The organism is Kitasatospora sp. NPDC097691, from assembly GCF_040302665.1.
Taxonomy (GTDB): Bacteria; Actinomycetota; Actinomycetes; order Streptomycetales; family Streptomycetaceae; genus Kitasatospora.
This window is the reverse complement of sequence record NZ_JBEORY010000006.1, coordinates 156,704-183,246: the sequence shown is the minus strand read 5'-3', so window position 1 is coordinate 183,246 and position 26,543 is coordinate 156,704. Positions and strand designations below refer to the sequence as shown.

Below are 26,543 nucleotides of genomic sequence, written 5' to 3'. Positions count from 1 at the left end.
TCGCCGTACCCCGTCGTTCAACCAACGGCCGATGCCGCCTTGTGATTCACCTCACCTGCCCGCTCGAAGGCCGGGAGGAGGCGGTCGAGTGGGTGCTCGGTCGATCGCCTGTGGCACGGGCTACAGCACCAGGGTCCGCCGGCCCGGGTGATCCGGTCGTGGAGCGCGGCCGGGTCCGGTTCGCCCCGCCGGACGTCCGCCAGGGCCGGCGGCGGGCGAGGAGCCCGCAGCGGACCGCAGGGGTGGTGGTGACGCGTAGGGGGTGTCCCGCCGCCCGGACCCAACGCCGGCTCTTGACCCTCACGTGGCGTCAGGCTCCATAGTCGGTGCCGTGGAAGATCACTGGACCGTGGGACGCGTGGCCGAGCTGGCCGGCGTGAGCATCCGCACGCTGCATCACTATGACGAAATCAGGCTCGTTCGACCGTCGACGCGGACCCCGGCCGGGTACCGGGCCTATTCGGCGGCCGACGTGGAGCGGCTGCGGGAGGTGCTGGCCTATCGACGGTTGGGCTTCGGGCTTCGGGAGGTTGCCGAACTGGTCGGCGACCCGTCCACCGACGCGGTCGCGCACCTGCGCCGACTGCGCGGCCTGCTGCTGGAGCGGCGTGATCGCGCTGACGCCATGGTGACGGCCATCGACAGGGAACTTGAGGCACGGGCGAAGGGACTGACGGTGACACCGGAGGAGCAACTGGAGATGCTCGGTGCACGGCTGTACGACGCGATCGGTGGCGCCTACCCCGCGACACGGCGGACCGAGCCGCGGATCGCCGCGCAGATCTGGGACGCCCTCGGGGACGCGCAGACGGTGCTGAACGTCGGGGCCGGCACCGGTTCCTACGAGCCTGCTGATCGCGACGTGACCGCGGTGGAGCCATCGGCGGTCATGCGGGGGCAGCGGCCTGCCGGCTCGGCGCCGTGCGTGGCCGCCGCCGCGGAGAGCCTGCCGTTCGAGGACCACTCCTTCGACGTCGCGATGGCCGTCTCCACCGTTCACCACTGGGGGGACCCGATAGCGGGGTTGCGCGAGATGCGGCGCGTGGCCCGCCGCGTGGTGGTGCTCACGTTCGACACCGACGAGCCCGGATGGCAGGACCGGTTCTGGCTCACCCGCGACTACCTGCCCGAGTTCGCCGCCGTCCTCGCAGAATTTCCCTCGCTTACCGGGATGGTCGACGCGATCGGCGCCCGCGCTGAGCCGGTGCCCATCCCGTGGGACTGCGCCGACGGCCTGTTCGAGGCGTACTGGCGCCGCCCGGGGGCGTATCTGGAGGATCACGTGCGCCGTGCGATGTCGGTGTGGACGAGGGTCGGGCCGCAGGCCGAGCAGCGGGCGGTACGAAGCCTCAGCGACGACCTCGACTCCGGCCGGTGGGCCGAGCGCAACAGCGAGCTCGCCGACCTCGACTCGGCAGATCTCGGCCTGCGCCTGCTCATAGCTTGAACCGCGGCGCGTTCATCAGGCTGGGGCGCCGACCCGATCACGGGGGCTACTGGTGAACTCTCGTGCTCAGCTGTCGTCAGTTCGTTGCGGTGTCCAGCCGGTATCGACCGACGGCCACGTCGAAACCGGACGACCCCGGACGGGCGCTCCCGGATCGCGCATCACTGCAGGAGACGGTCCGGATCGCGTCCTGGAGCGAGGAAGCCGGCACGGCCCCGGGAGGTGTCGGCGAGGGGTCGGCCTGACGGGCCGGGCCGTCGGGGGCGGGCCGGTCCTCAGTGCGAGGCAGCGCCGCAACCGCTTCACCCGCCCGGTGGACACGTGTCGCGTGTCCACCGGTCCTCGCCCACGCGAGGCATCCGCGCCTGGTGGAGTGTCCGGGACCCATGCCCGATGCCCACCCGACTGCCGGAGGCGCACCCGTGCCGGACACCTCGACGCCCCACTCCGACCTGCGCGCGCTGATCTTCAACTGCACGCTCAAACGCTCACCCGAGCGCAGCCACACCCAGGGTCTGATCGACGTGAGCCGCGCCATCATGGAGCGCCAGGGGGTCGTGGTCGACGTCATCCGCGCCGTCGACCACGACATCGCCACCGGCGTCTGGCCCGACATGACCGAGCACGGCTGGGAGAGCGACGAATGGCCCGCCCTGTACCGCCGGGTGATGGCCGCGGACATCCTCGTCGTCGCCGGACCGATCTGGCTGGGTGACAACTCCTCCGTCACGAAGAAGGTCATCGAACGCCTCTACGCCTGCTCCTCCCTGCTCAACGAGGCCGGCCAGTACGCGTACTACGGCCGGGTCGGAGGCTGCCTGATCACCGGAAACGAGGACGGCGTCAAGCACTGCGCGATGAACGTGCTCTACAGCCTCCAGCACCTCGGCTACACGATCCCGCCGCAGGCCGACGCGGGCTGGATCGGCGAGGCCGGCCCCGGCCCGTCCTACCTCGACCCCGGATCCGGCGGGCCGGAGAACGAGTTCACCAACCGCAACACCACCTTCATGACCTGGAACCTCCTCCACCTCGCCCGCATGCTCAAGGACGCCGGCGGCATCCCCGCCCACGGCAACCAGCGCTCCGAGTGGGACGCCGGCTGCCGCTTCGACTTCGAGAACCCCGAGCACCGCTGAACCACCGGCCCGGGGTCCTCTGCGACATCAACCCGCATGCCCAGCGGGAATCCGTCGCCGCACCCGTCCTGTGGCGCGAGTCCTTCACCTCTGACGTTGCCGCCGCCCACCGTGGAAACGGCGGCCACGCCCCATGCTGCCCTTACCCCAGGAGCGCCCCGGCGAGGTCAGCCGGCTCCTGGCGGCCGGCCACACCCGTCGCGCAGCTCACTTCACCGCCGCCCTCGGCAGCGTGTGACATCCCGCCACCGTCGGATGGGCCCGCCGTGCGGCGACCTGCCCGACCACCAAGGCGGCGGCCGACATCGCCATGCCCACCCTCGGACCGGCGAAGGAGCGCGCCCTCCCGACAGACCACCGACCGGTGCCGAGCACAACGGCGGGACCAATGATGATTCACCCGGACCCTGGTCACAGTCCTCGGCATGGTCGCCAACGTCCACCTCACCCCAGCCCTCGGGGACGACCGCCGCGCCGCCGCATACCCCGCCCTCCGCACGCGCGTTGGCCCGTCGGCGAACGAAGCCGACGGGCCAACGAGTGAAACGACCGGTTACCCGAGGAACTTGGCGATCGCCGCCGCCTTGCGCTGCAGCTTCTCGGGACTCACCGAGGCCAGCTCTGCGGCGATCTTGTCGGCGTGCGTCTTCAGCTCCTTCACCACGGCGGTGTCAGTGTCCCCCTCGCCCGCCGTCCCCGCCTCGGCAAGACGCGCGGCCTGGACACAGGTCTGCGTCTGCGGCTCCAGGATGGTCAGGAGGGCGTAGAACTTGGCGAGTTCCTCGACGGTCATGATGGACTCCCACGCTTCGAAGGTGCACGAATCATCACTCAAGGTATCCAAGTGGCGCCCCTCCGTCACGGAAGCGCAGCCGCGACACCCCCGGGGCGACTGCGCCCGGAGACCCGACGATCTCCTACTCCTTCGACAGCGCCTGCCGGGTGGCCGACCGAGTCCGCTGTCGAAAAGGCGTCCTTCCGCTGCCGCTTCGATGCCGAGAACCCCGAGCACTCCTGAACACCCGCGGGGCGGACGGCGGAGGGCGTTGTTCTTGAATGAGCATTCATGTATGGTTCCCCCATGCCCAGACCCCGCGAGTTCGACCCCGACACCGTCCTCGACCAGGCGATGCTGCGGTTCTGGGAGCGCGGGTACCGGGCCACGTCCATCGAGGACCTGGTGAAGGCCACGGGCGTGAAGCCCGGCAGCATCTACAGCGCGTTCCCCGGCGGCAAGCACGCGCTCTTCGTGAAGTCGCTGGAGCGCTACTCGAAGCTGGTCGTGCCCCGGAAGCTCGGCGAGCTGGAGGCGGCGGGCGCGTCGGTGGCGGAGGTGCGGGGCTACTTCGACGGGCTGGTGCGCGACCTGCTCGGCCCCGAGGGGCGCCAGGGCTGCCTGCTGGTGAACACGGCGATCGAGAACGCCGCCGAGGACGACGCGGCGGCGGCCGTCGTGCGCGGCCACCTGGCGCGCCTGGAGCGGTGCATGACCCACGCCCTGGAGAACGCCGTGCGCCGGGGTGAGGTGCGGGCCTCGCTCGACGCGGCGGGCAGCGCCAAGCTGCTGGTCGCGACGTGTCAGGGGCTCATGGTCGTCGGCAAGGCCAATCCCGACGAGGCGGTGCTGCGGGCGATCGTCGACAACGCCTTCGTCGCGCTCTCCTGACAGCACGAGGTTTCGGGCCACCGTACGCGGTGGCCCTTTCGTCGGCCCTATAGATGAATGACTATTCAAGAATGAGGTTCGGACATGAAGGCCATGGTCATATCCGCCCACGGCGGCCCCGAGGTCCTCACCGCCACGGAACTGCCCGACCCGGTGGCCGCCACCGGCGAGGTCCTCATCCGGGTGAAGGCGTTCGGCCTCAACCACGCCGAGGCGTACATGCGAAGCGGCGCCTGGGGCGAGGTGGCCGCCGTGACCGGGATCGAGTGCGCAGGCCTCGTCGAGGCCGACCCCTCGGGTGAACTCCCCGTCGGGACGAAGGTGGTGGCGATCCTCGGCGGCATGGGACGGACCCGCAACGGCAGCTACGCGGAACTGGTGACCGTCCCCGCGACCAACGTGGTGGCCGTGGACTCGCCCCTGCCCTGGGCCGACCTGGCCGCGGTGCCCGAGGTGTACGCCACGGCGTACAGCGCCCTGCACGGCAACCTCGCCCTCGAGGCCGGGGAGACCCTGCTGGTCCGGGGCGCGACCTCCTCCCTCGGGCAGGCCGCCGTCAACCTCGCCGTCCACCACGGCGCGACGGTCCTCGCGACCACCCGCAACCCCGCACACGCGGCGCTGCTCAAGGAACTCGGGGCCTCCGACGTGCTCATCGACGACGGGCAGCTGGCCGCGGAGGCCGAACGCCGGGGCCTCGCCGTCGACGCGCTGCTCGACATCGTCGGCAACACGGTGCTCCGTGACTCGCTCCGCACGGTCGGGCCGCGCGGGCGGGTCTGCCAGGTCGGCTTCCTCGGTGGATTCGCACCGGTGGCGGACTTCGACCCGATCGCCGACCTGCCCAGCGGAGTCCGGCTCAGCTTCTTCGGCAGCGCCTTCGCTCTGGGGACCCCGGCCTTCCCGCTCTCGGACGTTCCGCTGGACGAGATCTACGCCCTGGTCGAGTCCGGCGCACTCCGGGCCCGCCCCACCCGGACCTTCCGCTTCGACGAGATCGTCGAAGCCCACCGAGTGATGGAGGCCGGCCAGGCCCTGGGGAAGATGGTCGTCGTCATCGGCTGACCTCGACGAGGCCGTCCCTCCGCTGCGCCGCAGCAGCGGTGTGCGGGACGTTCGTGATTCGTAAGGCCTGGCGCCCCGGTTCCGGCACGGTCCGTTCCTACAGTGACGGGGAGGTTGTTCCCGAGAAGAAGGGTGGACCGGGATGACGGTCGACCAGGACGTCCTGCCGAGCGCCGAGCTGGGTGTGATCGGTGGCTCCGGGCTCTACGCACTGCTGGACGACGTGACCGAGGTGCGCGTCGAGACGCCGTACGGCGAACCGAGCGACGCGCTGTTCGTGGGGGAGGTCGGCGGGCGCCGGGTCGCCTTCCTCCCCCGGCACGGGCGCGGCCACCGGACTCCCCCGCACCGGATCAACTACCGCGCCAACCTGTGGGCGCTGCACTCCCTGGGGGTGCGGCAGGTGGTGGCGCCGTGTGCGGTGGGCGGGCTGCGGCCGGAGTACGGGCCGGGCACGCTGCTGGTGCCCGACCAGTTCGTCGACCGGACCTCGGGGCGGGTGCAGACCTTCTACGACGGCCTGCCGCTGCCGGACGGCACCGTACCGGAGGTGGTGCACGTGTCGATGGCCGACCCGTACTGCCCGGCGGGGCGGCGGACCGCGATGGAGGCCGCCCGGGAGGCCGCCTGGGAACCGGTGGACGGCGGCACCCTGGTGGTGATCGAGGGCCCGCGCTTCTCCACCCGCGCCGAGTCCCGCTGGTTCACCGCCAACGGCTGGTCGGTGGTCGGCATGACGGGCCACCCGGAGGCGGTGCTGGCTCGCGAACTCGGGCTCTGCTACACCTCGGTGGCCCTGGTCACCGATCTCGACGCCGGTGTGGAGAGCGGCGAGGGCGTCACCCACGGCGAGGTGCTGGCGGCGTTCGCCCGCAACGTCGACCGGCTGCGCACCGTGCTGTTCAAGGCCCTGGAGCGACTGCCGCTCCTGCGCAAGTGCGCCTGCCCGCACGCCCTGGACGGTCTCACCACCGGCCTCCCCGGGGTCCCCGGCGCCTGACGACGGCCCAGTCCCGGAGTCCCAGGCGCCTGACGACCGCCCGGCCCCGACGCCGCCACCGCCCGACGAACGCGACCAACAGCGCGACGCCGGCGGTGGCGGCCAGCACCAGCAGCCAGTTGCGCAGGTACGGCAGCGGCAGCACCGACGGGTTGCCGTGGTCGTCGTCGGCCCGCAGCACGGCGGGCAGGCCGACCGCGGTGACGGCCGCCGCGACGACCAGCCAGCCGCGCAGCACGGGCCCGCGGACCAGGGACGCGCCCAGCAGGCACACCAGCGGCACCCATAGCCCGTCGTGGAGCACCAGGGCGCCGATCGCCCAGGCCAGGATGTCCAGCGGGTCGGTGATGTACGGGTCACCGAGCAGCCCGGACAGGCCGTAGCCGATCGTGGCAAGGCCTGCGGCCATCAGCAGAGCGCGGACACCGGTGGTCATACGATCACCTCGATACGTGCGACCCACTTGGTCTGCAGGACGCCGGGCCGGTTCGGCGCGATGACCCGCGCAGGGAAACCGTGGTCCGCCGCCAGGACTTCGCCGTTGACCCGCAGGGCGAGCAGACTGAGCGGATCGTCCACGTACGACGCGGGCATCTCCATCACCCGGTACGGTCCCCCGGCCTCCAGCGACGTGACCCGCACCGCAGAGCCGGGCGGGGCTCCGGCACGCCGCACCAGGTCGGCCAGCCGGACCCCGGTCCACCGGGCCGAGGCGCTCCAGCCCTCCACGCAGGCGATCGGCAACTCCGCCGAGTGCTGCGGGAGTCCGCCGAGTTCCGCGAGGGTGAGCTCGTACGGCTGCGGCCCGTCCACCCGCAGCCGCCAGTCGGCGGGCACCGTCACCGTGCCGGCCTGGGCGGCGGTGCGGTTCACCGGCAGGCCCTGGGGGCCGATGTCGGGGCGGCGCGGGGCCAGCAGGTCCAGGCCGCTCAGCCAGGGCACGCTCTGTCCGGCCGTGACGAGGGTGACGGCACCGGCGGCCGCGGTGGTCGCCGCGAGGAACGCGCGGCGCTGCGCCAGGACCGGGGCGGCCCGGCGCCACCAGTGCGCGACGATGAGCGGTGCCTTGACGGACAGGTGGACCAGCAGTCCGCCGGTCGCCAGCCAGCCGAGCCAGAAGTGGGTCTGCCGGAACGGGAACGGCCACGGGTACCACTGCAGCGTGTTCAGCAGGCCTGTGAACACCTCCAGCAGGACGGCCGCCACGAGGACGGCGATACCGAGCCGCTCCAGGGCGTGCAGCACGCTGCGCGCCGGCGGCCATTCGAACAGCCGCGGGTAGACCGCCCACAGCTTGGCACCGGTCAAGGGGATCGCGGCCAGGCCGCTGATCACGTGCAGGCCCTGGGTGACCCGGTAGCCGTTCACCGGCCGTGCGGGCAGGTGCGGCGCGAGCCAGCCGGGCGGGTCCTGGAGAAGGTGGCTGGTCAGACCGGTCAGGAAGCAGAGCAGGAGGGCCGCGCCCAGCCAGCGGCCGACGACGACCACGGTCCGCGGTTCGTGCAGCGGCGAGGTGAACGCCCCCTCGCGCAGCGGCCCGCGCCGCAGGAACGCGGGGGGCGCGGGCAGCGGAGGGTCGTAGCGGCGACGGGGGGACGGAGTGCCGGAATCGGCGGGTTCGGTTTCCACCCGTCCATCGAAGCGCCCCGGCACCTCCCGCCGGTGCTCCGACGTGCTTACGGATTCCGAACGTCGATGGCGCCACCGGGGGTTGCGAGGCGGGCCGGTGGGAGGGTGGGCGACGTGATCTCCCGTACCGTCCTGCCCTGCCTCCTCGCCCTTGCCGCCCTGGTCACCGCCCTGGCCCTGACCGTCGCCCGCAACGGCCTCCTCCCCCTCCCCGGCTGGTACCTCCTCGACGTCGCCCTGTTCGCCGTCGCCGTGCTGCTGCTGCGCGAGGTGCCCGCCGGCCGGGTCGTGCCGCTCGTCCTGGCCGGTGGCATCGCCATGGCCGCCGTCGGGCTGCTGGCGCCGCCGCGGAGCAGCGACGACGCCTACCGCTACGTCTGGGACGGTCGGGTCCAGGCGGCCGGGATCTCGCCCTACGCCCACACGCCCGACGATCCGGCGCTGGCGCGGTTGCGCGATCCGGGGCTCTTCCCGGTGGGGGACGGCTGCTCGGGCTGGGACGAGCGGCGCACGGCGGCCGGGGACTGCACCCGGATCAACCGGCCGGCCGTGCACACCATCTACCCGCCGGTGGCGCAGGCGTGGTTCGTCGCGGTGCACCCGTTCGGCGGCGGGGTGCGCGGGGTGCAGGCCGGCGGGGCGGTGCTCGCGGTGGCGACCACCGGGCTCCTGCTGAGGGTGGGGCGGGAGAAGTGGCGGGCCGCGCTGTGGGCGTGGTTCCCCGGTGTGACGGTGTGGGCGGTCAACGACGCGCACGTGGACACGCTCGGCGCCCTGCTCATGGTCGCCGGGCTCGGCTGCGCGGCGCGCGGGCGAGCGCTCCGCGGTGGGCTCCTGCTGGGCGGCGCGGTCGCGGCCAAGCTGCTGCCGGCCCTGGCCCTCCCCGGGGCACTGTCGGGTCTGCTGACCCGGCGCCCGACCCGGAACGACGTCCTGCTCGTCGGATCCGCGCTCGGGGCCTTCGCCCTGTCCTACCTCCCGTACGTGGTGGCCTCGGGCACCTCCGTCCTGGGCTACCTGCCGGGATACCTGCGGGAGGAGGGCTACGAGCAGGGGCACATCGACCGGTTCGGGCTGCTCCGGCTGCTGCTGCCCGACCGCCTCCTGGCGTGGGCGGCGGCCCTCGTCCTCGCGGCGGTGGTGATCCACGTCCTGCGCAAGGGCGACCCGCACCGCCCGTGGGCCGGCGCGCTCCTGGTGACGGGCACGGCGCTGCTGCTCGTCGCGCCCTCCTACCCGTGGTACGGGCTGCTGGTGGTCGCGTTGGTCGCCCTCGACGGCCGCTGGGAGTGGCTGGCCGTGCCGGCTGCCGGACAGGCGCTCTACCTGACGGGAGGGCAGACGGCACAGCAGCTCTCGTACGGGACGGCGCTGTGCGTCGTCCTGGTGGGCACGCTGCTGCGGCAGCGCCGCACGCAACGAACGGCCGTGGCGGTGGGCGCCCAGAAGTGACGGAAGTCTGACGAATCGGCGCCGGCCCTGGCCGTATCGCCCCCGGGCTGGTCGAATCGGCGGCGTGAGCGAACAGATCGAAGAGGGCCGGGGAACGCCGGTCGGCCGCCGCGTGGTGCTGGGCCTGCTCGGGCTCGGCGCGGCCGGAGTCGCGGCCGGCCCGTACCTCCAGAAGGCCCAGGAGGCCGTGGCCGGCAAGGACCCGACGGGTCTCACCGGCCTGCTGCCCGGGGGAAGCGGCTTCCGGTACTACTCCGTGGTCGCCTCGGTGCCGACCCGGGGCCCGGACACCTACACCCTGACGGTGAACGGGCTGGTGGAACGCCCCGGCAGCTACCGGTTGGCCGACCTGCAGGCGATGCCCCAGCGCCGGATCGTGCGGGACGTGCAGTGCGTGACCGGCTGGCGGGTGCCGAACACCCCGTTCGAGGGCGTGCCGCTGGCCCACCTGCTCGACGCCGCCGGGGTCAAGGCGGACGCCACAGCGGTGCGGTTCGACTGCTTCGACGGCGAGTACACCGAGAGCCTCACCCTGGAACAGGCCCGGCGTGACGACGTGGTGGTCGCGCTCAAGCTCCAGGACGCCCCGATCCCGCACTCCCACGGCGGGCCGGTGCGCCTGTACGTGGCGCCGATGTACTTCTACAAGTCGGCCAAATGGCTGTCCGGGATCACCGTCACCCGCACCGTGGAACCGGGCTACTGGGAGCAGAACGGCTATGACACCGACGCCTGGGTCGGCCGCTCGAACGGACGTGACGATGCACCGACCGCCTGACCGAGTGCTCCGCTTCAGCCGCGCCGAGCGCTGGGTGCACCGCACCACCGCCGCCCTGATGCTGACCTGCCTGGCCACCGCCGCCTGCCTCTACCTCGCGCCGCTCGCCGAACTGGTCGGGCGCCGGCGGCTCGTCGTCACCGTGCACGTGTGGTGCGGCCTGGCACTGCCGGTCCCCCTGCTGCTCGGACTGGCCTTCCGGGCGGTCCGGGCGGACCTGTCCGGATTGAGCCGTTTCCATCCGGTGGACCGGCAGTGGCTGCGGGCCGTACGGGCGCGCGCCTCGCACCGTCCGGCGGGGAAGTTCAACGCCGGACAGAAGCTCTACGCCCAGTGGACGCTCGGCGCGATGCTGGTGATGCTCGGTACCGGCCTGGCGATGTGGCTCACCCACCTGGCACCGGCGGCCTGGCGGCCCGGCGCGACCTTCGTCCACGACTGGCTCGCCACGGCCGTCCTCGTGGTCACCGTCGGGCACATCCGCATGGCCCTGCGGGACCCGGAGTCCCGGCGCGGGATGCGGACCGGGCTGGTCGACCGGCGCTGGGCCGAGCGGGAGCACCCGCAGTGGCCGCGCGAGGATCCCGCGGCGGTGCCGGAGTAGCACCGGCGGCGGCGCCGGAGCAGCACCCGCGGCGGCGCAGGAGCAGCACCCGCGGCGGCGCCGGAGCAGCACCCGCGGCACGCCCGCCCCGTCACCGTCAGCGGGGACGGACCACCTTCCGGAAGGCGAGGAAGTGGCGGCCGTGGGAGGTCCAGCGCTCGGTCTCGACGAGCCCCGCCCGGTCGGCGCGCCGGGCGGTGGCCGTCGCACCGCAGCGGGCCCAGGCGAAGGGCGGTCCGACGCGCCCGTCGGCGCCCTCGACCCGGACGGTGATCCGCTCGTCCGGCTCCCCCGGCTCCACCTCGACCAGCAGCGTTCCGGCCGGGGCGAGCAGTTCGGCGCTCCGGGCGAGCAAGCGCCCGGGGTCGCCGCCGATGCCGAGGTTGCCGTCGGCGAGCAGCGCGCCGCCCCACCGGCCCTCGGCGGGCAGCCGGTCGAAGACCGACCGGCGCAGGGCGGGCCCGCCGAGGCTGCGGGTCCGGGCCACCGCTGCTCCGGTGACGTCGACGCCCAGTGCCGGTACGCCCAGGCCGAGCAGGGCCGCGACGAGGCGTCCGGGGCCGCAGCCGAGGTCCACCACCGGCGCGGTCAGCCGGGTGCAGCGCAGCAGCAGCCCGTGGTCCGCCCCGGCGGCGGGGGCGCACCAGCGTGCGACGTCCAGCGGGATCCGGCGGCCGTCCTCGCGCCGGAGCCACAGCGGGCCCCGGCCGGCGCGGACGGCTTCGGCGAACGGGTCGTCCACCCACGCCTCGGCGGCGACGGTCACCCGGTCACCTCCTGCGCGGTCCCGATCGACCGGAGGCACGCCGCGAACCTGCTGTCCGGAGCCTCGGCGGCGACCTGACGCGCGTCCCGGATGGTGTCCACGTCGGTGACCGACGGCAGCCGGCCGACCGTCAGGCCCTCCGCCGCCAGCCGGTCGAGCACGGCCTGTCCGGTGTCCGGCGTGGACATCGGCACGCCCAGCAGCAACCGTCGGGCCAGCCGCTCGGTGGGCCTGGCCAGCCCGAGCGCCCAGAACCCGCCGTCGTCGGCCGGGCCGTACCAGGCGTCGACCCCCGCACGCCGGGCGGGCGAAAGGGATTCGGCGAGGAGCGCGGCGTCCAGCTGCGGGGTGTCCATGCCGACCAGCAGGGCGGGTGCGTCCGGGGCGGTCCGGGCGGCGTGCGCGAAGGCGGCCGCGAGCCGGGCGTCCAGCCCACCGTCCGACTGCGGCACGACCTGCCAGCCGGGCGGCAGCCAGGCGCCGGCCTCACCGTCCAGGACGAGCAGCCGCCGCCCGGCCGGCATCCGGGAGAGGGCGGTGAGGGTGTCGGTGAGGGCGGCCTCGGCCAGCGCCGCCGCCTGCTCGGGCGTGCAGGGCGGGGTGAGGCGGGTCTTGACCCGCCCCGGGACCGGCGACTTGGCGATCACCAGGAGGGTCGGCGGCGGCGCGGCCAGGACGGCCCGCATGTCGCGGACGGCCTGCCGGGTGCCGCGCACGGTACCGGTGACCTTGGAACGACCCGTACGCGGCAGGTAGTCGACGGGCGTCTCGGTGATCCGCATCCCGGCCGCCGACGCGGCGAGCACCATCTCCAGCGGGTAGCCGGAGCGGCGGTCGCCCAGGCCCAGCGCCAGCAGCCGGTCACGGCGGGCGGCCCGCATCGGGCCGAGGTCGTGCAGCGGCGCCCCCGTCCTCGCCCGCAGCCGGCGGGCCAGCGCGGCATTGGCCAGCCGGGCGTGCAGCGGCCACGCCCCAGAGGCCGTGGGGCGGCGCCGACCGAGCACCAGGTCCGCCGAGCCGGCGAGCACGGGCGCGGCGACGCGCGGCAGCTGGGCGGGATCCAGCGAGCCGTCGCAGTCCATGAAGCAGACCAGCTCGGCGGTCGCGGCCAGCAGCCCGGCGTGGCACGCGGCGCCGAAGCCGCGCCGCGGCTCCTCGACGACCGTCGCACCCAGCGAGCGCGCCAGCTCGGCCGAGCCGTCACGGGAACCGTTGTCGACGACGATCGCACGCCAGCCCGCGGGCAGCCGGCCCAGCACCCAGGGCAGCGCCCCGGCCTCGTCGAGGCACGGCAGGACCACATCGGCACACGTCAATGAGGGAGTCGGAGAGATCACGTCGGCCACGCTAAGCGCGGGCGGGGCCGTGGTGGCCGAACCGCGCCCTTACGAAAGTCCTACGTCGGGCCGCCCGACGGCAGGGCCGGGCGTTCGGCAGGGCCGACGGGCCGGGAGGCCGGCGTTCCGCTGGGGGCCGACGCCCCGGAAGGGGGCCGCGATCTTACGGAACGCGAACGTCGGCCCCCGCGGGGCACCCCGCGACGGCCACGGCTCGTATCCTCGGCGAGGTGAACGACAGCCCCGCCTCCGCCGCGTCACCGGACCCGGCCCGCATCCTGGTGATCGACGACGACCTCACCGTGGGCGAGGTCGTCGCCGGCTACCTCACCCGGGCCGGCCACCGGGTCGACCGCGCCTGCGACGGCCACCAAGGCCTGGACCTGGCCCGCACCCACCGCCCCGACCTCCTGGTCCTGGACCTCATGCTCCCCGGGATCGACGGACTGGAGATCCTGCGCAGGCTGCGCGCCTCCGAGGACGGCGCCGACCTCCCGGTGGTCCTGCTCACCGCCAAGGGCGACGAGGCCGACCGCATCCTCGGCCTGGAACTGGGCGCGGACGACTACGTCACCAAGCCCTTCAGCCCGCGCGAACTCGTCCTGCGCGTCCAGTCCGTCCTGCGCCGCTCCCGCGCCGCCGCCCCGCCGGCGTCGGCCCTCGGACCGCTGGCGTCCGGGGACATCACCCTCGATCCGCAGGCCCGCCGGGCCCACCGGGGAGGCAACGAACTCCTCCTCACGCTCCGGGAGTTCGACCTGCTCGCGTTCTTCCTCCGGCACCCCCGGGCGGTCTTCTCCCGGCAGGAGCTGATGCAGCGGGTCTGGGGCTGGGACTTCGGCGATCTGTCCACCGTCACCGTCCACGTGCGCCGGCTGCGCGAGAAGATCGAGGACGACCCCGCCGCACCGACGCTGATCAGCACGGTCTGGGGCGTCGGCTACCGCTACGACCCCGTGACGGACGAGAAGGACGGCCCCGCGTGAAGGACCTGCTGCTGATCGCCCTGTTCGCGGGGCTCGGCGCCACGGGCGCCGGCCTGCTCGGCTGGGTCGCCGTACGGCTGCTGCGCCGCCGCTCGATGGCGCTCTCGCTCTTCTGCGTCGCCGCCGTCACCGTACTCGCCGTCACCTCCGGGACGTTCGCCGTCGCCCAGGCGATGTTCCTGTCCGGACACGACCTCGGCGTGGTGATCACGGTCCTCTGCATGGCGTCCGTGGTCTCGCTGCTCACGGCCGCCGTGCTCGGACGTCAGGTCGTGGCGGGCAGCCGCGCCCTGACCGCCGCCGCCCGCACCGTCGGAAGCGACAGCGGCTTCACCGCACCCGCGCATCCCCTCGGGCTCGAACTGGCCCAGCTCAGCGCGGAACTCGCCGCCACCAGTGCCCGGCTCGCCGAGTCGCGTGCCCGGGAGCAGGCGCTGGACGCCTCGCGACGCGAGCTGATCGCCTGGATCTCCCACGACCTGCGCACCCCGCTCGCCGGGCTGCGCGCCATGGCCGAGGCCCTGGAGGACGGGGTGGTCGACGAGCCGGAGCACTACCTCAAGCGGATCCGTACCGAGGTGGAGCGGCTCACCGGGATGGTCGACGACCTCTTCGAGCTCTCCCGCATCCAGGCCGGCGCGCTGTCCCTGTCGGTGTCCCGGGTGTCCGTCTACGACTTGGTCGACGACGCCCTGGCCGGCGCCCACCCCCTGGCCCGCCAGCGCGGCGTCCGCCTGGAGGGCGGTCAGGTCGCCGCCGAACCGGTCGAGGTGGACAGCCGGGAGATCACCCGGGTGCTCGGCAACCTCCTCGTCAACGCGATCCGGTCGACGCCCGAGGACGGCGTCGTCGCCGTCTCGGCCCGCCGGGAGGTCGACACGGTCGTCCTCTCGGTCACCGACGGCTGCGGAGGCATCCCGGAACAGGACCTCCCCCGTGTGTTCGAGACCGGTTGGCGGGGCAGCGCCGCCCGCACGCCGCGGCGCGATCCCGGTGAGGGCGGGGACAGCGGGGCCGGGCTCGGACTGGCCATCGTCCGCGGCATCGTCGAGGCGCACGCCGGGCGCGCCCGGGTTCGCAACGTCGCCGGAGGCTGCTGCTTCGAGATCGCGCTCCCGGCGGCTCGCGGGTAGCCGGAGCGCCCGGGCGCATGGGTGCCCGGGCGCTCGGGCGTTCCGGCGCTCCGGCTCCTCGGACGCCCAGGCCCCCGGCTCCTCAGGCGCGCAGCGGGGCGGCGGCGAACTCGGCCATCCCCGCAAGGAACGGCACCCGGGCCCGCCAGCCCAGCTCGTCACGCAGCCGGGAGGAATCGGCGGTGATGTGCCGGACGTCCCCGAGCCGGTACTGCCCGGTCACCACCGGGGCCGGCCCGCCGTAGGCGTCGGCCAGCGCCAGGGCCATCTCGCCGACCGTACGCACCTCCCCACTACCGACGTTGTACGCCCGGGCACGGCCCGGAAGGCGTCCGGCGACGTCCTCCAGGGCGGCCAGGTTCGCCGCCGCCACGTCGTCGACGTGGACGAAGTCCCGGCGCTGGCCGCCGTCCTCGAACACCCGGGGAGCCTCGCCGCGGGCGAGCCACGAACGGAACAACGAGGCCACCCCGGCGTACGGGGTGTCACGCGGCATCCCCGGGCCGTAGACGTTGTGGTAGCGCAGCGTCAGGACCGACCCGTCGCACGCGCGGGCCCAGGCCGCGGCCAGGTGCTCCTGGGCGAGCTTGGTCGCGGCGTACACGTTGCGGGGATCGCCCGGCGCGGCCTCGTCCACCAGTCCCGGCCTGAGCGGGGCCCCGCACACCGGGCAGGGCGGCTCGAACCGGCCCGCGTCGAGATCGTCCGGGCGCCGCGGTCCGGGCGCCACGTCCCCGTGCTCCGGACACGTGTACCGGCCCTCACCGTAGACGACCATCGATCCGGCCAGCACCAGGTTCCGCACCCCCGTACGGGCCATCGCGGACAGGAGCACGGCCGTGCCGAGGTCGTTGCAGCCGACGTACTCGGGGGCGTCGTCGAGGTCGAGACCGAGGCCGACCATGGCCGCCTGGTGGCAGACCGCGTCGACCCCGGCCAGCGCGCGTCGCACCGTCGACGCGTCCCGTACGTCGCCGTGCCGGAACTCGACGCCGGCCGGCAACTCGGGCGCCACCCCCGACGGGTGGACCGCGGGCAGGAGCGCGTCCAGCACCCGGACCTGATGGCCCGCCTCGACCAGGGCGCGCACGACCGCCGAACCGATGAACCCGGCGCCGCCGGTGACCAGAATCCTCATGCCCCGGGACGCTACCCGTCGAACCGCGTCGTGGACCGTCGCAACGGGAGGGTGTCAGCAATCCGTAAGGCGGACGCGCCCGGTCGAGGTGGGCGGTCATGGGTCCCTGGGCGGCTCGTTTCAGCGGATCGCCGTGGAACACTGTGGACTGCTGTGGAACGCCGTGGAACCGATGCCTGGGCAACCGAGTCCCTTCCGAAGGAGGGGAGTTCGAGTTCGAGTTCGACGTCGACAGGAGGCCGGGATGCGCCACAGGTGGCCGACCGACCAGGAGCTGCGGCAGACCTTCCACGCGGAACTGGAGCGTGTGGTCGCGGGCGGGGGACCGCGTTCCTGCAGCGGGCTGGACAACGACACCGGCGAGGCACTCTGGGCGATCGCCTCGGCCGAGCCCGCCGACCGCGAGGCCCTGGTGCCGGCCGCCTACCGGGCCTTCGCCGGCCAGCTGGACGGCAGCAACGCGGCTCGCTGGAAGGCGGACCTGGAGCGCCGGTTCGAGGAGCACCGGCAGCGGCGGCAGGACGGGGCGGGATAAGGATTCGGCCGCTACCGCAGCGCCCGTGCCGCTTCTGCCGCCACGGCCGTGGCGACGGCCGCCAGTGCGGGCGAGTCGAGGCGCCACTGCTGCCAGTAGAGCGGGACCTCGACCGTGCGGCGCGGGAGGAAGCGGACCAGTTCCCCGCTGCGCAGCCGGGGCTCGGCCTGGCTGCGCGGGACGAGGCCCCAGCCGAGGCCGGCGGCGACGGCATCGGCGAAGCCCTCACTGGAAGGGACGTAGTGCCGCCGGGGGCTGGCTCCTCGACCGCCCGTCAATTCGCGGGCGAAGGCGTCCTGCAGCTCGTCGCGGCGGTCGAAGCAGACCACCGGGGCGTCCGGGAGCAGCTGGGCCGCGTCGCCGTCGAGCCAGCGGGCGATGAACTGCGGCGTGGCCACCGGCAGGAAGACCATCGCGCCGAGCCGCTGCACCGAGCAGCCCGCCACCGGCTGGGGCGTGGAGGTGACCGCCGCCATCACCTCGCCCGCGCGCAGCATGGCGGTGGTGTGCGCCTCGTCCTCGCGGCGCAGGTCGACGTGGATCCGCGCGTCCCGCGCGAGCGGGGCCAGCGCGGGTACGAACCAGGTCGCCAGTGAGTCCGCGTTGACCGCGATCGGCAGCCAGGAGGGGCCCGAGGCTCCGGCGTCCTCTCCTTCCCCGGGCATCCCGAGCGCGTCGAGCGCGTCGCCTTCCAAGCGGTCGAGCTGACGGGCGTAGCGCACCACGACCTGGCCCGACTCGGTCGGCTTCACCGGCCGCGAGCGGGTGAGCAGCACCCGCCCGGTGCGCTGCTCCAGGGCCTTGATCCGCTGGCTCACCGCCGAGGGCGTCACGTGCAGGGCCGCCGCGGCGGCGTCGAAGGTGCCCTCGTCGACGACCGCGAGCAGGGTCCGGACCAGGTCGTGGGGCAGCTCAGCCTTCATGACAGCTAAGGATACGTAAAAATGTTTAGCTGGCCTTCTGATATGCCGATTGCCTACGGTTGCGCCCATGGGAAGCACGTTTACCGCCACCGCCGCCGGTTTCGGAGCCGGACTGTCACTCATCGTCGCCATCGGAGGGCAGAACGCCTTCGTCCTGCGCCAAGGCGTCCGCCGGGAGGCCGTCCTGCCGGTGGTCGCGATCTGCGCGGCCTCCGACGCGGTACTGATCGCCTGCGGCGTCGGCGGGCTCGGAGCGCTGATCACGGCGTGGCCGACGGCACTGACGGCGGTGCGCGCGGTCGGCGCGGTCTTCCTGCTCTGCTACGCGGTGATCGCCGCGCGCCGCGCCTTCCGGGCCTCCAGCCTGGAGGCCGGCGGACCGACCGTCCACTCCGGCCGCCGCGCGGTGCTCACCTGTCTCGCGATGACCTGGCTCAACCCGCACGTCTACCTCGACACGGTGCTCCTGCTCGGCGCCATCGCCGCCACCCACGGGACGCTGCGCTGGGAGTTCGCACTCGGCGCCGCCGTGGCCAGCGTGTGCTGGTTCACCGCGCTGGGATTCGGCGCCCGCCTGCTCACCGGCTTCTTCCGCCGCGCCTCCTCCTGGCGCGTCCTGGACGCCCTCGTCGCGACGACGATGCTGGTCACCGGCCTGTCCCTGGCCGCGGGAGCCTGACGGCACCTCCGCTGCGCGGGCGTCCTGCCCGCGCAGGAGGCGTGTCTGTCAGTGCCGGGTACTACCGTCCGGGGCATGGGCTTCACCAGTATCTGGGCGATCAGCAGCCACCCGGACCCCTTCATCGCCGAGCTGTCCCCCCGGCTGCTGCCCGCGATGGAAGCGGACCGATCCGAGCCCCACGCCCGGCGTCGCTGGGAGCGGTGGCAGCAGGCACCGCTGCCCGACTACCGCACGTGGTACCGCAGTTCCGGGCACACGGCGGCGGCGGATGACGCGGCCATCCGGTCGTTCCTGGACCTCACCACCCCGGGTCGTCACGTCGACGACCTCTGCTCCGGCACCGTCGATCCGGACTTCTCCGCCATCGAGAACGTGTGGGCGGACCGTTCGGACGACAACATCTTCACCTCGGTCCATTCCAAGGACTACGCGGTCCCGTCGTTCTTCCACGCCATCGGCCCGGCCCGCGCCGCCCTCCTGCCGGGCTGGTGCGGCAACTTCCTCCTCACCTCCGCCCAGGTCCGCCGGACCCTGCCGGACGTCGAACGCGCCCTCGCATTCACCGACGCCGAACGCGCCGCGGCGGACGCCCAGGACTGGCTGCACTACTCCCCCCGAGAGGAGTGCGTCCTGGACGGCCCGCTGCGGCTGTGGCGCACCGCGGCCGCGAACGGGCTCGGCCTGTGCGGGCTGGCCGTTCACATCTCCTGACCTGCCGTCGGCTTCGGCGGCTCCGCGGCTGCGTCGTCAGTCGCCGCCCCCACGCCCCGCAGATCACGCAGGCCCTCCTCGAAGTCCGGCAGCGCGTACTGCTCCGTACCACGGCCCGGCATCTCGAGCTTCTTCAGTTGCCCGCCGACGACGTGGGACACCAGGGGCGCGGGCAGCGCCTCCGGCCAGAGGCCGGTCCGCTTCCCCTCGGAGAGCACCCGGCGGAACGCGCCGGTGGATCCCCGGAGGCTCCGCCCGTTCGCCTTCAACTCGTCCGCGGCACACTCGCCGTCGCCTTCGACGACCTGGAGCAGGATCTGCTGCGCGCGGGGCGGCAGGCGCTCGTAGTACGAGCGGGCCCGCTCCGGGGTCCAGCGCTCGTCGGACACGGCGGTCACGACGGCGGCCGGCATGGCAGCCAGGGCGAGCAGTTTCTCAAGCGCCTCGGGGGTCGGATTCTCCACGGTGATCGTGATCTTCATGGCGGACACAGTGGCAGCCCGAAGCGGTGAGCACAAATAACCTCGCAAACACGCTACAGACGAGCGCCGACCGGCACGGAGTCAGGACCGGTCGGTGTCGAACAGCGGGTCGAGCGGCTCGCCCTCGCATCCGACGACGAGACCGGTCGCTGCAACCGGCCCCCGGGACAGCTCGGCGCGCCGGGCTCCGTCCTCCAGCTCGTGGTCGGCCGGGTTCGTCGTCACGGTGCCCAGCAGGTATGCCGCCGGGCAGGGTGAGCAACACGCACGCGCACACCAGGCCCCTACGATCACCCGGTGACCGATGACGAGATCATTGCGGCCTGCCGAAGGATCGCCCGGGAGCGGCAGGCTCCCCCGCCGGCCCCACCGGCGGCCGTTGTCAGGGCGGAACGCGTCATCGGGTTCACCTTTCCCACCCTTCTGCGGCGCCTCTACACCGAGGTGTCCAACGGCGGCTTCGGCCCCGCCGACGGGGTCCTGCCGGTCGACGTCGGGCAGTGGCACGAGCACATCGCGGAATCCTACGAGCACGGACCTGACCCCACCGGAGGAGTGCCCGCCGGGGTGGTGCCGCTCTACGACTGGGGCTGCACGAGGTGGTCGATGATCGATTTCCGCGACCCGGACGGCGCCATGTGGTCCGCCGCAGAAGGCGACTGCCGACCACAGGGCATCGACCTCGCCAAGTGGCTGGACGCTGCGCTGACCGGAGAGTTGTGCTTCGACTGGCCCGACGGACGGGGCGCCTCCCGGGGGCCACTCCTGTGACGTTGCCGTCAGGCGGGTTGGAGGAAGGCGAGCATCGAAGCCCGCGTCTCGCGCTGACGCGCTGAGGCGCTGAAACGCGGCCCAGGAACCGAGGGACCGCCGGGCCGGGCGGGGGCGGCCCGGGCTCGTGGCATCGGACCGGCGCCGGTTGACCGCTGGTGGCGGCTGGGGGCGCGGCCCTTCGCTCGGCTCACTCGCCGGGGACGATGACGACCTTGCCGGCGACCGTGCGGGACTCGGCGAGTTCCAGGGCGGCGGCCGCGTCGGCGAGCGGGATGCGGGCGGCGATCTGCGGGGTGAGGACGCCGTCGGCGAGCAGGCGGAGCACCTGGGTGAGGTCCTCGCTCAGGCGGCGGCGGAAGGTCTCGAGGCGGCGGCGACCGGCCCAGATGTTGAAGAAGTGCGCGCTCTTGCCGTTGGGCAGGTAGTTCCAGAGGAGGAGCCGCGCGAAGACCTTCAGGACGGGCAGTCGCGAGTTGCCCGTCTCGTCCTTGGTCGCGGCGGTGCCGTAGGACACGAGGGTTCCGCCGCGGCGCAGCAGCTGCCAGGACTGCGTCAGGCCGGGGCCGCCGACGTGGTCGAACACCGCGTCGACGCCCTGCGGCGCAAGCCGGCGGATCCGGGCGTACATGTCCGGGTCGCGGTAGTCGACCGGGGTGGCGCCGAGGGCGCGGACCGCGTCGTGGTGGCGTGCGGAGGCGGTGCCGATCACCGTGATGCCGGCGTGCCGGGCCAGCTGGACGAGGGTGGAGCCGACTCCGCCGTTGGCGCCCAGGACGACGATGGTGCCGCCGGGGCGGACGGCGGCGAGGCGGTGCAGCATCTGCCAGGCCGTGATGCCGTTGACGACCACGGTCTCCGCCGCGTCCGCGGCCACGCCGTCCGGCACCGGCACCAGGTCCGCGGCGTCGATCAGCAGGTGGCTGGCCCAGGAGCCGGTCTTGGTGACCGCGGCGAACCGGCGGCCGGTCAGCGCCGGGTCCACGCCGGGCCCGGTGGCGGTGACCGTGCCGACGACGTCGTAGCCGGGCACGAAGGGGAACGGCGGCTGGTCGTAGTACTTGCCGCGGCGCATCTGCTGCTCGGCGAACGAGACGCCGGTCGCGTCCATCCGCAGGACGACCTGGCTGGCGGCGGGAGCGGGCAGGGAGCGGGTGCGGACCTCCAGGCCGTTCGGCTCGACCACGCCGGGCAGGACGATCTCGGTGGCGACGGTGGCGGCGGAAGTGGACGTGGGCGTGGTGCCGGTCATGACGGACTCCTCGGGGCGGGGCTGGCTGTCGGCCGTTGTGCCTACAGCCGTAAAGTTACATGCGTAAGGCTACGCCCGCAAGGCTTCATGCCCGTAAGCTTCACGGCGTAAGGTGACGGGCGTGAAGGAAACCAGCACAGTGGAAACCAGCACGGCAGGAACCGGCACACCGGAAGCCGCCGCACCCAAACCGGCCCGCGCGCGCAACCGCCGTGGCGAGGGCGGGCGCCTGCGCGAAGAGATCATCGCGGCCGCGGTCGCCCTCCTCGACGAGAGCGGCGACGAACGCGCCATCACCCTGCGGTCGGTCGCCCGGCGGGTCGGGATCGCCGCCCCGTCCATCTACCCGCACTTCCCCGACCAGCCGGCCATCGTCCTGGCCGTGGTGCAGCGGGAGTTCGCAGAGCTGGAACGCCATCTGCGTGCCGCCGCACAGGACACCGAGGGCGACCCCCGGCAGCGGCTGCGCGCGGTCTGCGACGCCTACCTGGACTACGCCCGGACGAGCCCCGGGCGGTACCGCACCATGTTCGGGGGCCTCTTCACACCGACCCTCGGCGAAAGCTCCATCACCGAGGCGGACCTCACCGCGCTCGGCGCGGAAGCCCTGGAGGTCTTCGCCACGGCCATTGGAGACTGCGTCGCCGCAGGTCAGGCCACCAGTACCGAACCGTCCAGCGACGCGGTCGCACTGTGGCTGGGCCTGCACGGCCTCGCCCACCAGCGCGCGGTCACCAGCGCCTTCCCCTGGCCGGCCGACATCGCCGACCGGCTCGTCTCCGGCCTCGCGCACCTGAAGGACGCGTAGCGCGGCAACCCGGTACGCGCGGGGTGGGGGCGTGGTGCGCTGCCACCCCGCGCCTACCGCTCCCCTGTTCGGCTACCTCCCTGTGGCGGGCGCGGTGGCACGTCCCGCGGCGGTGGCAGGTCCCGCGCCGGTGGCGGGTCCGGTGGCGGGTCCGGTGGCGGGTCCGGTGGCGGGTCCGGTGGCGGGTCCGGTGGCGGCCATGGCGGCCTCCCCTCTCACTGAAACACTCGTTTCAGTGGAACGATAGGCCACGTGTCCGCTCCCGCCGATGCGAACTCCCGCCCGTCGCCGCGCCCGTCGCCGCGCCGCGAGGAGATCCTCGCCGCGACCGTCCGCTACGTCGCCGACCGCAACGTGTCCGACCTCTCCCTGCGCCCGCTGGCAGCCGAGATCGGCTCCAGCCCGCGCGTCCTGCTGTACCTGTTCGGGTCGAAGGAGCAGCTGGTCCGGGAGGTCCTCGCGGTCGGGCGGGCCGAGCAGCTGGCTCTGCTGGAGCGCTCCGAGGTCGAGGGCGGCAGCGCCCGCGAGACCCTCGAACTGCTCTGGGAGTGGCTGACGAAGCCCGAGCACCGGGGTGCGCTGCGGCTGTTCTTCGAGGGGTACGTCCGCGCCTTCGGCCACGACGGGCCCTGGCAGGGCTTCGGCACCACCTCGCTGGACGAGTGGCTGCCACCCCTCGGACGCGTCCTGGAGGGCACCGGCGCCAATCCCACCGTGGTGCTCGCCGTCCTCCGCGGCCTGCTGCTGGACCTCCTCACCGACACCGACACCGACGGCGGCACCGGCAGCGACGGCGACAACAGCGGCACCGACGGCGGCAACGGCAGCGGCTCCCACGCCGAGCGCGTCCACGCCGCCTGGTGCGCCTTCCTCGACGCCACACTCCCCTGACGTCCGCCCCGGAAGCACGGGACGCAGCCGGGTCCAGTCCGTGGTACGTCCTTGCATGACGGATCGTCAGCCTGCCACGATGGTCGGCATGGATCGCCACGCCCACCTGAGCCGTCGACTCGACGTCGACCTGGCGCGCGCGTGCTCCGCGATCTGTCACCACGCCCACTGAACGTGGTGACCCGCCCGGCCGGCCGCCGGCTCCCGCTGCTTCCCGCAGAACCCCGCCATGGCGCACAGCCACGTCCTGTGACCGAGGCCGGGCGGTCCCCACCGCTGTCCGACCCTCACCTCTCTCCGACGGGACTCCCATGCGCCTCAAGGCACTCACGCGTACCGCCGCACTCTCGGCAGCCGCCCTGCTCGCCCTGGCCACACCGGCGTCGGCCGCGCCACCGGCCGTGCCCTCACCGGCCACGCCCTCGTACCCGCCGCCCCTGCCGCCGCAGAATCCGTTCGCCGGCCCGAACGGCACGGCGACCATGCACGGCGACACCGGATCCTCCGACACCACTCCGCTGCCCGGGCCCGGCCCCGGCCGGCTCACCTCGCACCGCACCGCACTGCAGTCGGCCTGCCCGACCGTCCTGGTCGGCTCGGACGGCTACCCCGTCGCGCTCTGCACCACGATCTTCGGCCGGACCCCGACCGTCCACCTGCTCGACCCCGCCACCGGTGACTCGCTGGCCGAACTCCCCCTGGCCAAGGGCACCTTGCTCGGCGGCGTCTACGCCTACCTGGACGACGAGGACCGGCTGGTCACCATCGACGGCAACCGCACCCTGCTGCGCATCGCTCACCACCGCACGGCCGCGGGCGGCCGGCAACTGTCCGTCGACAGCTCCCTCCCGCTCACCGGCGCGATACCGGACGGCGACGGCTCGGTCGGCATCGCCCCGGACTGGCAGGGCCGGGTCTGGTTCGCCACCGCGGGCGGCCTGGTCGGCACCGCCGACGACCGCACCGGAACGGTCCGCTCGCTCGCCCTCCCGGCAGGCGAGACGATCGCCAACTCCATCTCCACCGCTCCTGGCGGCACCGCCGTCGCCACGAGCCACGCCCTGTACCTGCTCACCTCCGACGCCAACGGCACCCCGCGGATCGTCTGGCGCCGGGCCTACGACCGCGGGCCGGGACGCAAACCCGGTCAGCTCGCCTGGGGTACCGGATCCACTCCGGTGTTCTTCGGCCCGCGCACCGGAACCGACTACCTCGCCATCGTCGACAACGCCTCCCCCACCGTCCACCTCCTGGTCTTCCGAGCGGACAGCGGCGACCAGGTCTGCTCCACTCCCGTCCTGGAAGCCGGAGGCAGCGGCAGCGAGAACGCGCCGATCGGATCCGGGAACGCCGTCTTCATCGCCGGCACCTACGGCTACCCCTACCCGGCGCTGCCCGCCGGTGCCGGACCGAGCGTCCCCTCCCGGGGCAGTTTCCGGGGCGGACTGTCACGCGTGGACGTCCGTCCGGACGGGACGGGCTGCGACCTCACCTGGGACACCACCCTGCGCTCCTCGGCGGTCCCCGTGCTGTCCACCGCCGACGGCCTCATCCGCACCGTCCTGCGCGAGCCGGTCGTCCCCGGCACCGACACCACCACCGTCCTCGACCCCTACTACTACGCGGAGATCGACCCGCAGACGGGTGGCGTCGTCCGACGCGCCTGGCTGGGCAGCGGCTTCGTCTACGACACCCTGCAGATGGCGGGGACGATCGCGCCCGGCAGAACCGTCCTGCAGGGAACGGTGACGGGCGTGGTCCGGGTCTCCGCCGAGTAGCCGGCCGCGATCGCCGGACCCGGCAGCTGCGTCCGCCCTCGTCGCCGTCGCCCTCGTCGACGGCGACGAGGGCGGACGGTGCGCGGGTCAGCCGTGCACGAGGCAGTGCTTCAGCTCGTCGAGCGCGTAGAAGTAGCTGCCCTTGGCGACGGGCTTGCAGGACGACGTGAAGGCCGTCTCCTTCTCGTTGTAGAGCATGCGCACCAGGTACGCGGCCGGCGCGCCCTCGGAGGGCGTGTTCGCGAACAGGTCCCACTGGATGTTCGCCGCCATCGGCGAGACCTCGGCCCCGCGCCACGGGTTGTTCCCGTACGCGTACGGCTTCGCGGGATCGGCGGGCTCGGTGCTGCCGGGCAGTCCCATCAGGGCGGCGAGCGGCTCGATCTCCTCGGCGTGGGTGAAGCGCAGCACCGCCCCGTTGCCGTTGCTGCCGTCGGCCCTGGCCTCGGCCTGGGTGAGGAGGTCGTCGAGGAGGACCCCGGCCATCCGGTAGGTGATCGTGCGTCCGCTGAACGCGGGGCCCTTCTGGTAGAACTCCTCGGCGTCGTCGAGGTAGGCGAGCCATTGGGCGTCGCGGCGGGCCAGGAACGGGGTGAGGTCCACGTCCGGCGCCTCGACGCTGAGGTCGGGCGCCGCACTGTAGAGCTGGTACAGCGACCGGGCAAAGGTGACCTGCTCCTCGGCGGACAGTGCCGCAGCGAAGTCCTCCCGGCACAGGCGCGCCACGACGCGGTACGCCGCTTCGGCGGTGCGCGGGTCACCGTCGATCCCGGCGAGGACCTCGGCCAGCTGCGGATCACTCTTCACGTACGCCTGGTAGTCGGCGTTCTGCGGCTGCTTGTAGAAGTACAGCAGGTTCTTGTCGGTGACCGGCGCCTTGATCAGGCCCGCCAGCGCCGGGTCACCGGAGGCCAGAGCGCCCGTGAACGCATCGGCGCTGGCGACCGCACGCGGCACCCCCGACGTCTCCACCACGATGGGCTCGTGCCGGGCGGCGATGCCCGCGAACAGGCTCGGCAGCCGCTGCTCCAGGCGCAGCGCGGTCTGTCGGTGCTCCTCGGCACCGCGGGCGGAGAGGTTGCCGTAGCCGAGTGCGGAGGCCGCGGCCAGCAGTGACCGCACCTGCGGGCCCAGCTGTGCACCGAGGCCGGTGAGCGCGTCCTGGTCCTGCGCCTTGTGCAGGAGGGCGAGCACGGCGTCGCCGTCGCCGCTGTCCGTCATGGCGCGGGAGCCGTGGCGGGCGACGTTCTCGGTGAAGACCGGCACGAAGCCCTTTGGTGCCTTCTGGTAGTGGCCGGGCTCGCCCTGCGGCGCGTACGGGGTCTTCGTTCCGTAGACGTCGCGCCCGGCGTGCGACGAACCGGGATGTTCCCGCGCGGAGGCGGTGCCGGCGGTGAACAGCACGCCGGCGGCGAGGCAGACGGCCACGGCGGCGGACAGCGGGGCGGACACGGGGGCGGTGCGCTTCACGGCGGCCCTTCGGGTCGGTGCGGGGCTACCTGTCGGTAGCTGCGGTCCGCCGCAGAGTGGCATGGGCACGCAAAGCATGGCCGACGCCGTGTCATGGCCC

Annotated in this window: 28 protein-coding genes and 1 pseudogene; 17 read left to right on the top strand and 12 right to left on the bottom strand. The window is 73.5% G+C overall.

Annotated features, from left to right (window positions below; all coding sequences use genetic code 11):
- The first annotated feature begins 349 nt into the window (after positions 1-349).
- Together ABTY56_RS06780 and ABTY56_RS06775 are read left to right on the top strand one after the other, a co-directional pair.
- Positions 350-1,447 carry a MerR family transcriptional regulator gene (locus tag ABTY56_RS06780; protein ID WP_350627317.1) on the top strand — a complete coding sequence of 366 codons (1,098 nt, stop codon included), beginning with the start codon at positions 350-352 and terminating at the stop codon, positions 1,445-1,447.
- Between the two features lie 386 nt (positions 1,448-1,833).
- Entirely contained in the window at positions 1,834-2,586 is a 753-nt protein-coding gene (locus tag ABTY56_RS06775; protein WP_502893036.1) for a flavodoxin family protein, read from the top strand.
- Between the two features lie 553 nt (positions 2,587-3,139).
- Here the strand turns inward: ABTY56_RS06775 and ABTY56_RS06770 are convergent.
- On the bottom strand, positions 3,140-3,379 hold the full coding sequence (locus tag ABTY56_RS06770) for a hypothetical protein (protein WP_350627266.1): 240 nt from the start codon (positions 3,377-3,379) through the stop codon (positions 3,140-3,142).
- A 288-nt stretch (positions 3,380-3,667) separates the two neighbouring features.
- Here ABTY56_RS06770 and ABTY56_RS06765 point away from each other — a divergent pair, with 288 nt between their 5' ends.
- From ABTY56_RS06765 to ABTY56_RS06755, 3 genes are all read left to right on the top strand, one after another.
- Positions 3,668-4,252, top strand: coding sequence for a TetR/AcrR family transcriptional regulator (locus tag ABTY56_RS06765; RefSeq protein WP_350627264.1), 585 nt, complete (start codon positions 3,668-3,670; stop codon positions 4,250-4,252).
- Positions 4,253-4,336: 84 nt separating this feature from the next.
- Positions 4,337-5,317 carry a zinc-binding dehydrogenase gene (locus tag ABTY56_RS06760; protein ID WP_350627262.1) on the top strand — a complete coding sequence of 327 codons (981 nt, stop codon included), beginning with the start codon at positions 4,337-4,339 and terminating at the stop codon, positions 5,315-5,317.
- 142 nt (positions 5,318-5,459) lie between these two features.
- A complete protein-coding gene (locus ABTY56_RS06755) occupies positions 5,460-6,317 on the top strand; it encodes an S-methyl-5'-thioadenosine phosphorylase (protein ID WP_350627259.1) in 858 nt (285 codons plus the stop codon).
- On the opposite strand, the gene ABTY56_RS06750 is transcribed toward ABTY56_RS06755, so the two are convergent.
- Positions 6,283-6,753 carry a hypothetical protein gene (locus ABTY56_RS06750; RefSeq protein ID WP_350627257.1) on the bottom strand — a complete coding sequence of 157 codons (471 nt, stop codon included), beginning with the start codon at positions 6,751-6,753 and terminating at the stop codon, positions 6,283-6,285. The two genes, ABTY56_RS06755 and ABTY56_RS06750, sit on opposite strands and share 35 nt — an antisense overlap.
- Positions 6,750-7,865, bottom strand: a complete 1,116-nt coding sequence (locus tag ABTY56_RS06745; RefSeq protein WP_350627316.1) for a molybdopterin-dependent oxidoreductase — start codon at positions 7,863-7,865, stop codon at positions 6,750-6,752. The genes ABTY56_RS06750 and ABTY56_RS06745 overlap by 4 nt, the downstream gene beginning before the upstream one ends.
- A gap of 195 nt (positions 7,866-8,060) precedes the next feature.
- Between ABTY56_RS06745 and ABTY56_RS06740 the strand changes: the two genes are divergently transcribed.
- From ABTY56_RS06740 to ABTY56_RS06730, 3 genes are all read left to right on the top strand, one after another.
- Positions 8,061-9,398, top strand: coding sequence for a glycosyltransferase 87 family protein (locus ABTY56_RS06740; RefSeq protein WP_350627255.1), 1,338 nt, complete (start codon positions 8,061-8,063; stop codon positions 9,396-9,398).
- Positions 9,399-9,462: 64 nt separating this feature from the next.
- On the top strand, positions 9,463-10,176 hold the full coding sequence (locus ABTY56_RS06735) for a molybdopterin-dependent oxidoreductase (protein ID WP_350627253.1): 714 nt from the start codon (positions 9,463-9,465) through the stop codon (positions 10,174-10,176).
- Positions 10,118-10,780, top strand: coding sequence for a cytochrome b/b6 domain-containing protein (locus tag ABTY56_RS06730; RefSeq protein WP_350627251.1), 663 nt, complete (start codon positions 10,118-10,120; stop codon positions 10,778-10,780). Before ABTY56_RS06735 ends, ABTY56_RS06730 begins: the two co-directional genes overlap by 59 nt.
- Before the next feature lie 97 nt (positions 10,781-10,877).
- Here the strand turns inward: ABTY56_RS06730 and ABTY56_RS06725 are convergent, their stop codons facing one another.
- From ABTY56_RS06725 to ABTY56_RS06715, 3 genes and pseudogenes are all read right to left on the bottom strand, one after another.
- The gene (locus tag ABTY56_RS06725) at positions 10,878-11,546 is read right to left on the bottom strand and encodes a class I SAM-dependent methyltransferase (RefSeq protein WP_350627249.1); all 669 of its coding nucleotides are present in this window, start codon (positions 11,544-11,546) and stop codon (positions 10,878-10,880) included.
- Positions 11,543-12,070 (bottom strand): TIGR04282 family arsenosugar biosynthesis glycosyltransferase, encoded by a 528-nt coding sequence (locus ABTY56_RS06720; protein ID WP_350627315.1) that lies wholly within the window; start codon positions 12,068-12,070, stop codon positions 11,543-11,545. Before ABTY56_RS06720 ends, ABTY56_RS06725 begins: the two co-directional genes overlap by 4 nt.
- A gap of 102 nt (positions 12,071-12,172) precedes the next feature.
- A pseudogene (locus tag ABTY56_RS06715) lies at positions 12,173-12,883 on the bottom strand (glycosyltransferase family 2 protein); the annotation flags it as partial.
- 230 nt (positions 12,884-13,113) lie between these two features.
- Here ABTY56_RS06715 and ABTY56_RS06710 point away from each other — a divergent pair.
- Complete coding sequence (locus ABTY56_RS06710; protein ID WP_350627247.1) at positions 13,114-13,869, top strand: response regulator transcription factor; 756 nt, start codon at positions 13,114-13,116, stop codon at positions 13,867-13,869.
- Positions 13,866-15,002 carry a sensor histidine kinase gene (locus ABTY56_RS06705; RefSeq protein ID WP_350627245.1) on the top strand — a complete coding sequence of 379 codons (1,137 nt, stop codon included), beginning with the start codon at positions 13,866-13,868 and terminating at the stop codon, positions 15,000-15,002. Before ABTY56_RS06710 ends, ABTY56_RS06705 begins: the two co-directional genes overlap by 4 nt.
- 82 nt (positions 15,003-15,084) lie before the next feature.
- Here ABTY56_RS06705 and ABTY56_RS06700 read toward each other — a convergent pair whose 3' ends face one another.
- Positions 15,085-16,140, bottom strand: a complete 1,056-nt coding sequence (locus tag ABTY56_RS06700; protein WP_350627243.1) for an NAD-dependent epimerase/dehydratase family protein — start codon at positions 16,138-16,140, stop codon at positions 15,085-15,087.
- Positions 16,141-16,384: 244 nt separating this feature from the next.
- Between ABTY56_RS06700 and ABTY56_RS06695 the strand changes: the two genes are divergently transcribed.
- On the top strand, positions 16,385-16,675 hold the full coding sequence (locus ABTY56_RS06695; protein WP_350627241.1) for a hypothetical protein: 291 nt from the start codon (positions 16,385-16,387) through the stop codon (positions 16,673-16,675).
- An 11-nt stretch (positions 16,676-16,686) separates the two neighbouring features.
- On the opposite strand, the gene ABTY56_RS06690 is transcribed toward ABTY56_RS06695, so the two are convergent.
- Positions 16,687-17,598 (bottom strand): LysR family transcriptional regulator ArgP, encoded by a 912-nt coding sequence (locus ABTY56_RS06690; protein ID WP_350627239.1) that lies wholly within the window; start codon positions 17,596-17,598, stop codon positions 16,687-16,689.
- Positions 17,599-17,665: 67 nt separating this feature from the next.
- Here ABTY56_RS06690 and ABTY56_RS06685 point away from each other — a divergent pair, with 67 nt between their 5' ends.
- Together ABTY56_RS06685 and ABTY56_RS06680 are read left to right on the top strand one after the other, a co-directional pair.
- On the top strand, positions 17,666-18,277 hold the full coding sequence (locus ABTY56_RS06685) for a LysE/ArgO family amino acid transporter (protein WP_350627237.1): 612 nt from the start codon (positions 17,666-17,668) through the stop codon (positions 18,275-18,277).
- A 75-nt stretch (positions 18,278-18,352) separates the two neighbouring features.
- Positions 18,353-18,991: a hypothetical protein gene (locus tag ABTY56_RS06680; RefSeq protein ID WP_350627235.1), complete on the top strand. Its 639-nt coding sequence runs from the start codon at positions 18,353-18,355 to the stop codon at positions 18,989-18,991.
- Here the strand turns inward: ABTY56_RS06680 and ABTY56_RS06675 are convergent.
- Both ABTY56_RS06675 and ABTY56_RS06670 read right to left on the bottom strand, forming a co-directional pair.
- Positions 18,979-19,473: a hypothetical protein gene (locus ABTY56_RS06675; protein WP_350627233.1), complete on the bottom strand. Its 495-nt coding sequence runs from the start codon at positions 19,471-19,473 to the stop codon at positions 18,979-18,981. The genes ABTY56_RS06680 and ABTY56_RS06675 overlap by 13 nt on opposite strands.
- A gap of 81 nt (positions 19,474-19,554) precedes the next feature.
- Positions 19,555-19,698, bottom strand: a complete 144-nt coding sequence (locus ABTY56_RS06670) for a hypothetical protein (protein WP_350627231.1) — start codon at positions 19,696-19,698, stop codon at positions 19,555-19,557.
- Positions 19,699-19,770: 72 nt separating this feature from the next.
- On the opposite strand from ABTY56_RS06670, the gene ABTY56_RS06665 reads away from it, so the two are divergent.
- Positions 19,771-20,244 carry a hypothetical protein gene (locus ABTY56_RS06665; protein ID WP_350627229.1) on the top strand — a complete coding sequence of 158 codons (474 nt, stop codon included), beginning with the start codon at positions 19,771-19,773 and terminating at the stop codon, positions 20,242-20,244.
- A 190-nt stretch (positions 20,245-20,434) separates the two neighbouring features.
- Here the strand turns inward: ABTY56_RS06665 and ABTY56_RS06660 are convergent, their stop codons facing one another.
- A complete protein-coding gene (locus ABTY56_RS06660; RefSeq protein ID WP_350627227.1) occupies positions 20,435-21,496 on the bottom strand; it encodes a medium chain dehydrogenase/reductase family protein in 1,062 nt (353 codons plus the stop codon).
- A 139-nt stretch (positions 21,497-21,635) separates the two neighbouring features.
- Here ABTY56_RS06660 and ABTY56_RS06655 point away from each other — a divergent pair, with 139 nt between their 5' ends.
- From ABTY56_RS06655 to ABTY56_RS06645, 3 genes are all read left to right on the top strand, one after another.
- On the top strand, positions 21,636-22,304 hold the full coding sequence (locus ABTY56_RS06655; protein WP_350627225.1) for a TetR/AcrR family transcriptional regulator: 669 nt from the start codon (positions 21,636-21,638) through the stop codon (positions 22,302-22,304).
- Between the two features lie 252 nt (positions 22,305-22,556).
- Complete coding sequence (locus ABTY56_RS06650; RefSeq protein WP_350627223.1) at positions 22,557-23,195, top strand: TetR/AcrR family transcriptional regulator; 639 nt, start codon at positions 22,557-22,559, stop codon at positions 23,193-23,195.
- A gap of 311 nt (positions 23,196-23,506) precedes the next feature.
- Positions 23,507-24,973: a hypothetical protein gene (locus ABTY56_RS06645; RefSeq protein ID WP_350627221.1), complete on the top strand. Its 1,467-nt coding sequence runs from the start codon at positions 23,507-23,509 to the stop codon at positions 24,971-24,973.
- Positions 24,974-25,060: 87 nt separating this feature from the next.
- Here the strand turns inward: ABTY56_RS06645 and ABTY56_RS06640 are convergent, their stop codons facing one another.
- Positions 25,061-26,443, bottom strand: a complete 1,383-nt coding sequence (locus tag ABTY56_RS06640; RefSeq protein WP_350627219.1) for a histidine-type phosphatase — start codon at positions 26,441-26,443, stop codon at positions 25,061-25,063.
- Positions 26,444-26,543: the final 100 nt, after the last annotated feature.